This window comes from Chryseobacterium sp. 2TAF14 (assembly GCF_052115105.1).
Lineage (GTDB): Bacteria > Bacteroidota > Bacteroidia > Flavobacteriales > Weeksellaceae > Chryseobacterium.
The window spans coordinates 1-574 of sequence record NZ_JBFRGA010000356.1 but is presented as its reverse complement, the minus strand read 5'-3'; the positions used below and the strand labels follow the sequence as shown (position 1 = coordinate 574).

Sequence of the window (574 nt, the reverse complement as noted above, 5' to 3'; positions counted from 1 at the left end):
GAAATTAATTGATATGGAAAAAGCTGTTGCCGGAGTAAGCATCGACGGTGCTCCTCCAAAAAATGTAATGGCTCCTTTTTCTACTGTGAAAATCGTTTGGCCGGTTGTGAATTTTTTTAAAGGAAATACTGTGTTTTTAGGCTCTAAAGAATGGTATCACAAAGCATTTTTCAACAATTATTCAAAAGAAGAAAGTGATAAGCTGTATGAAACCGTTGCAGCTCCTGAAAGCAGAAAATTAGCGAGAGATCCTTTGTTTAAAAACTCTGCCAAGTTAGATTTAAATAAGCCTCACAAACCGTTACTTTTTATTGCAGGCTCAAGAGACAATATTTTCCCGGCAAAATTTTCCAGAAAAATTGCAGATGCTTATAAAGACAAAAACATTGTGGTAGATTTTAAAGAATTTGAAGGAAGAAGCCATTTTATTGCAGGAGAAAAAGGCTGGGAAGAAGTTGCCGCATATGTTTTAAACTGGATAAATAAAACCATTTGAATTTATTTAATAAATAATAGAAATCGTAAATTTTATATGACTATTTAACAGACTTGTAAAGATCAGACTTGTAAAGAT

At 32.8% G+C, this 574-nt stretch carries 1 protein-coding gene; it reads left to right on the top strand.

From position 1 onward, the window contains the following. Nucleotides 1–496 (top strand): alpha/beta hydrolase (locus AB4Y90_RS18160; RefSeq protein WP_441558959.1); only part of this gene is annotated, 496 nt, incomplete at its 5' end. Between the last annotated feature and the right edge of the window lie 78 nt (nt 497–574).